The organism is Candidatus Regiella insecticola LSR1 (assembly GCF_000143625.1).
GTDB classification, from domain to species: Bacteria; Pseudomonadota; Gammaproteobacteria; order Enterobacterales; family Enterobacteriaceae; genus Regiella; species Regiella insecticola.
This window is the reverse complement of sequence record NZ_GL379669.1, coordinates 1-5,472: the sequence shown is the minus strand read 5'-3', so window position 1 is coordinate 5,472 and position 5,472 is coordinate 1. Positions and strand designations below refer to the sequence as shown.

General features: G+C 39.9%; 7 protein-coding genes. 4 read left to right on the top strand and 3 right to left on the bottom strand.

Features of this window, described 5'->3' with window-relative positions; translation table 11 throughout:
- Window positions 1-43: 43 nt before the first annotated feature.
- Entirely contained in the window at window positions 44-2,074 is a 2,031-nt protein-coding gene (gene rep, locus REG_RS09205; protein WP_039908531.1) for a DNA helicase Rep, read from the top strand.
- A gap of 154 nt (window positions 2,075-2,228) precedes the next feature.
- Here rep and REG_RS13530 read toward each other — a convergent pair whose 3' ends face one another.
- Both REG_RS13530 and smpB read right to left on the bottom strand, forming a co-directional pair.
- Window positions 2,229-2,387 carry a hypothetical protein gene (locus tag REG_RS13530; RefSeq protein WP_176603509.1) on the bottom strand — a complete coding sequence of 53 codons (159 nt, stop codon included), beginning with the start codon at window positions 2,385-2,387 and terminating at the stop codon, window positions 2,229-2,231.
- Window positions 2,388-2,404: 17 nt separating this feature from the next.
- Entirely contained in the window at window positions 2,405-2,890 is a 486-nt protein-coding gene (smpB, locus tag REG_RS09200; RefSeq protein WP_039908529.1) for an SsrA-binding protein SmpB, read from the bottom strand.
- A gap of 406 nt (window positions 2,891-3,296) precedes the next feature.
- Between smpB and cspE the strand changes: the two genes are divergently transcribed.
- The 3 genes from cspE (at window position 3,297) to REG_RS13525 (ending at window position 4,402) form a co-directional block, all read left to right on the top strand.
- Window positions 3,297-3,512 (top strand): transcription antiterminator/RNA stability regulator CspE, encoded by a 216-nt coding sequence (gene cspE, locus REG_RS09195; RefSeq protein ID WP_006705382.1) that lies wholly within the window; start codon window positions 3,297-3,299, stop codon window positions 3,510-3,512.
- A 216-nt stretch (window positions 3,513-3,728) separates the two neighbouring features.
- Window positions 3,729-4,217 carry a hypothetical protein gene (locus tag REG_RS09190; RefSeq protein WP_006705381.1) on the top strand — a complete coding sequence of 163 codons (489 nt, stop codon included), beginning with the start codon at window positions 3,729-3,731 and terminating at the stop codon, window positions 4,215-4,217.
- Window positions 4,218-4,246: 29 nt separating this feature from the next.
- Window positions 4,247-4,402 (top strand): hypothetical protein, encoded by a 156-nt coding sequence (locus tag REG_RS13525; RefSeq protein ID WP_176603511.1) that lies wholly within the window; start codon window positions 4,247-4,249, stop codon window positions 4,400-4,402.
- Window positions 4,403-4,420: 18 nt separating this feature from the next.
- On the opposite strand, the gene REG_RS09185 is transcribed toward REG_RS13525, so the two are convergent.
- Window positions 4,421-5,386, bottom strand: a complete 966-nt coding sequence (locus tag REG_RS09185; protein ID WP_176603510.1) for a hypothetical protein — start codon at window positions 5,384-5,386, stop codon at window positions 4,421-4,423.
- Window positions 5,387-5,472 lie beyond the last annotated feature (86 nt).

Sequence of the window (5,472 nt, the reverse complement as noted above, 5' to 3'; positions counted from 1 at the left end):
AATGAATATTTCTTCTGATGATCCCGCCGAATCATCAAGCAAAATGCGAAATCCTCGCCAACTTAACGTTAGCCAACAACAGGCTGTTGAATTTGTCTCAGGTCCTTGTCTCGTATTAGCAGGCGCTGGATCAGGTAAAACCCGAGTGATTATCAACAAAATCGCTTATTTAATTGGTCATTGTGGTTACCATACCCGCCATGTTGCCGCCGTGACCTTTACCAATAAAGCGGCTCGTGAAATGAAAGAGAGGGTAGCGCAAACGTTAGGGAATAAAGAAACACGCGGTTTAATGATCTCAACCTTTCATACATTAGGCTTGGAAATTATTAAACGGGAATATGTGGCTTTGGGGATGAAAGCGAATTTTTCGCTTTTTGACGCTTATGATCAAATGGCATTATTAAAGGAGCTGACACAGCAATGGATAAAAGAAGATAAAATTCTGTTGCAACAGTTGGTTGCCCGCATTGCTCATTGGAAAAATGAATTACAGGATCCGTTAACCGTTGCTGCTCAAACTGAGGGTGAGCTTGATAGATTGTTTGCCCATTGTTACGCATTATATGACGCTCATCTTAAAGCCTGTAGCGTGCTCGATTTTGATGATCTCATTGCTTTACCGACGTTATTATTGCGAAACAATCAACAAGTGCGTGAACGTTGGCAACATCGACTAGGTTATTTGCTGGTGGATGAATATCAGGATACCAATACTAGCCAATATCAATTGGTTAAACTGCTCGCCGGTGATAAAGCCTGTTTTACTGTAGTGGGTGATGATGATCAATCCATCTATTCATGGCGGGGCGCTAATCCACAGAATCTACAATTGTTAAATGAAGATTTTCCACAATTACGTGTGATTAAGCTGGAGCAGAATTATCGTTCTTCTGGGCGAATACTTAATGCTGCAAACATCTTGATTGCTAATAATTCTCATATTTTTGAAAAAAAACTGTTTTCCGCGCAAGATTACGGTGAGAGATTAAAAGTGATCACCGCTGATAACGAAAATGATGAAGCGGAAAAGGTAGTAAACGCAGTGATCACGCATCATTTTATCAAAAAATCAAAATATGCTGATTACGCTATTTTGTATCGAGGAAATCACCAAGCCAGAATTTTTGAAAAAATTTTGCTGCAAAATCGTATCCCCTATAAAATTTCCGGCGGCGATTCTTTTTTCTCGCGGCCGGAAATTAAAGATTCTCTTGCTTATTTGCGGTTGCTAACCAATCCTGATGATGACAGTGCATTTTTGCGTATTATCAATACACCTAAACGTGAGATTGGAGCCGTTACTATTCAGAAATTAGGCGAATGGGCAAATTTACGTCATAAAAGCCTTTTTAGCGCCAGTTTTGATCTGGGGCTAACGCAACATTTGACAAGCCGTAATGCCACTTCATTGCAGCGTTTTACTCACTGGATGGCAGAAATTATGCCATTGGTAGAGCGGGATCCTAGTACAGCAATACAGTATTTGCGCAATGCGGTGGATTATGAAAGCTGGTTATATGAAATCTCACCCAGTCCTCTCGCGGCAGAAATGCGGATGAAAAATGTCAACTTATTATTTCTCTGGCTGGAGGAAATGCTGTCCGGCTCTGCATTGCATGAACCCATGACATTAATACAGGCGGTCACTCGTTTTACTCTGCGCGACCTAATGGAAAAAGGAAAGAATAATAAAGAAGAGGATGAAGTACAGCTGATGACACTACATGCTTCTAAAGGGCTGGAATTTCCCTATGTATTTTTAGTTGGCATGGAAGAAGGATTATTGCCACATCAAAATAGCCTCGATGAAGGTAATGTAGATGAAGAAAGACGTTTGGCTTATGTCGGCATTACTCGTGCTCAGCGCGAACTCTTTTTTACCTTATGTAAAGAACGACGTCAGTACGGTGAATTAATCCGCCCAGATCCTAGCCGTTTTTTGTTAGAGTTGCCGCAAGATGATCTTGACTGGGGAGACGCACGACAAGAAATCAGTGTTGAAGAAAAAAGACGTAAAGGATTGTCGCATTTGGCTACCCTTCGCGCTCAGTTAGCGAGCGGGCAAAAATAACGGGTGTCCCTATTTTTTAACTAAGCGTTAGAGCCTGTTTGAAATCTTCTTGAGCTCGTTTTTGACGAAGTATAGCCAAATCAGTTTAATTTGATTTAAGTGTTGTCGTCGCTTGCCGTACTACTTTACTGTCTGTCCTCCGCCTTGAATCAAATTAAACTGATTCGGCTATATACCGTTCGCCTTTCAAGTTACGGCGGCGTTGGCTGCGGATGCTCGCCGAATCACGTAGTATGTCTACGCTCATCGGTCTCACCCCCTGGCAGCCGAAGGCAACTTCAAAGGCGAACGGTATATCACAGAGCGAGCACAAAAGATTTCAAGCGGGCGCTAAGCGCGATTGGCGCTTTTCATGATTCGGGCTTTGTCCACGCGCCATTCTTTATCTTTCAGGCTGGCTCTTTTATCGTGATCTTTTTTACCTTTAGCCACCCCAATCTTGATTTTACTCCATGCATTTTTCCAATACATAGAAAGTGCCACCACGGTATAGCCTTCACGATTAATACGACCAAACAGGGAATCGATCTGGCGTTTGTTGAGCAGCAATTTTCGGGTACGCATTGGCTCACAGATCACGTGAGTAGAGGCCACCGTTAGGGGAGTAATGGTGGCACCAAAAAGGTGAGCTTCACCATTTTTGAGCACCACATAGCTATCACTAATATTTACTTTACCCGCCCGCAAGGACTTAACTTCCCAACCTTGGAGAACCAAACCGGCTTCAAACTCTTCTTCAATGAAATAGTCATGTCGAGCGCGCCGATTTTGTGCGATGCTTGCTGAGCCGGATTTATTTATTTTTTTCTTTATCATAGTGCTGCTCATTATACTGAGTGCTTTGATGAATGAAATCATTTTTAGCAAAAATACACCCTTCGCCTTTGAAGTTGCCTTCGGTCGCCCTTGCCGCCTTGCCGTAACTCGAAATTCATTGGGTATAGACTTCTTGATTGAAAAAATTTGGCCGCTCCTTTTAAAATTCGCCGCCCCTTTAAAAAAAGATTGCTATTAAAGGCTCTTTATGAGTTAATGCGCCCCGGCCTGTGGTACAGATCTATTTATGCACGACATCTTGAGTAAAGCAGTTCATATTTAAAGCGTTATCATTGATAATTCTTCACTGACGAATTTCCTTCAATAAGTGCCTCCATAAGTAAAGATTGATAACCGGCTATAACACGCCCGTGGTGGCAAATTTTTTAAACAAAGGAAATAATAAATGTCTAGTCAAAATCATAAAGGTCAAGTAAAGTGGTTCAATGAATCTAAAGGTTTTGGTTTTATCACTCCAGAAGACGGCAGCAAAGATGTATTTGTACACTTCTCTGCCATCCAAGATAACGGTTTTAAAACCTTGGCAGAAGGACAGAATGTAAGCTTTTCTATAGAAAACGGTGCTAAAGGCCCGTCTGCAGCGAACGTTACTCCCCTCTAGTTCTTTCTTCACTACCGCGCCCTATGTTCGCTTCCTCGTCGTTAGGAAGCCGCTGGGCGCGGTTTTTTTATCCCGCCAATTAAAATAACGAATTAAAGCCTATTTAGGATCTTTTGAGGCTTGTAATAAAGATATCAGGTCTGTCCCTTATTTTGTCAAAAAATTATCCGATATTAAATGTTAACTATTATCGATATAAATTAAGGCCGAGTCATTATGAAGCATGATATTAATAATACTTTATTATTCTTTCCTGTACTGATTGATACTGAAAAAAAATTGCAGGAATTTTTTGATGATCAACAAAAAAATATCAACTTCTTTAAAAGAATTGTTGATATTTTTAGGTCTATTTTTACCGGTAAGAAACGGAATGAAAAATTATCTACTATATTTTCCATGTTAACATCTAAAAAAATATCAGATAATCAAGGAAGGGATCAGTTGTTTTCTTTTCTTTATCTAGTAAAAAACAGTACAGAAGATAAAAAAAAGAATTATACCTTTGTGATCAGTGATGATAATAGAGTGGATCTTATCTATGATAATTTAATATTAAATTATTTTTATATAGACTGTACTCAAGTAAACCTCATCGGTAGTTTATTAAATTCAGATGGTTCTATTCGTACCAGTCATATACAAAAGTTTATTATCAAATATCTTTCTATTATTCAGACTCATCACGATGATGATAAAAAATAACAAAACCTATTTCTTGTGTTATATACCCAATGAATTTCGAGTTACGGCAAGGCGGCAAGGGTGTGAGACCGATGAGCGTAGACATACTACGTGATTCGGCGAGCACCCGCAGACAACAAAGCCGTAACTTGAAAGGCGAAGGGTATATCCCGCTTTATCAGCGGGAAATAGGCATGTGTTATTAAAACAATGTATCGCTCTTTTTAGATTCTACTCGTATTGTTTATACTTTTATCTGTTACCTCCGATTTCTTCTCTCCCAGACTGATAAGTATTTTCATCAGCTCATCCATACGGTCCTTATCCAGGGCATATGCTTTTTGTATCATGTCTAGATAACTTCTGAGCTCAATAGATAATGCTTCTATCTTAGCATTTAGATTCTGGCCAATGGCGCCAATTAGACTTGTTACAACTGGAATTAGGCCACTTACAGCCTGACCGATAATTTCAGATTTCTTTGCTGCTTCTAGTAATTCTTGCGCCCTTGCCCGCTGTACTTCGGGTCTGTCGCCAGCAGTGCCGTCAGTGAGGCTTGTTGTTGCTGGTGTCTCGCCTGCTGCTTTGAGATCGGCTTCAGCTTTTTCGGCTTGCTCTGCGAATTTAGTCTGTTTATTTGCCTGTCTCGTTTGGTTTAACGCCTTATACTGCATACTGACTGAGGCACCCGTCAGCACAACACTGACAATAGCGCTTGTTATCGCTATTGCTAATGCATTGGTTCCCTTGTCCTTTTCATTCTGCTGAAGGTGCGCTGTAATGGCCATGGCGATTCCCGCTGATAGGATGCTTTTCTGGTAGTTAATCGCTAATTTTTTTGCCACCTCATGCATCAGCAGGTCTATTAGATGAGAGAGCTGACCGAGATTCATAAATATCTGAATAGTTGCACTTGCGACAGGGGTCGCTATGATTTTCATTTCTTCTTTTGTAATATCGGCAGCATTGTATGATGTAAATTTTGTTAATACAGAATCTAACGTGGCTTTTGCTGCATCTAGCGCGATTTGGCTATTTTTTATCACAGTAGAGTTAGCTTTCTCTGCGTTTATATTGGTTTTGGAATGACCTACCTCAATAGTATTAATTTCATTTTTGTTTATATTAGCCTTGGGATTATTTTTTTTACCATAAATGTTATTTTCTGCTACCTTTGCTGCATTTTCCAATATGGTGTCTAAAGAATTTTTTTTTGTCAGAGTATAATTCTCTATCTTTTTTACTATTCTCTTGACCATTTATAGAAGATTCTTTT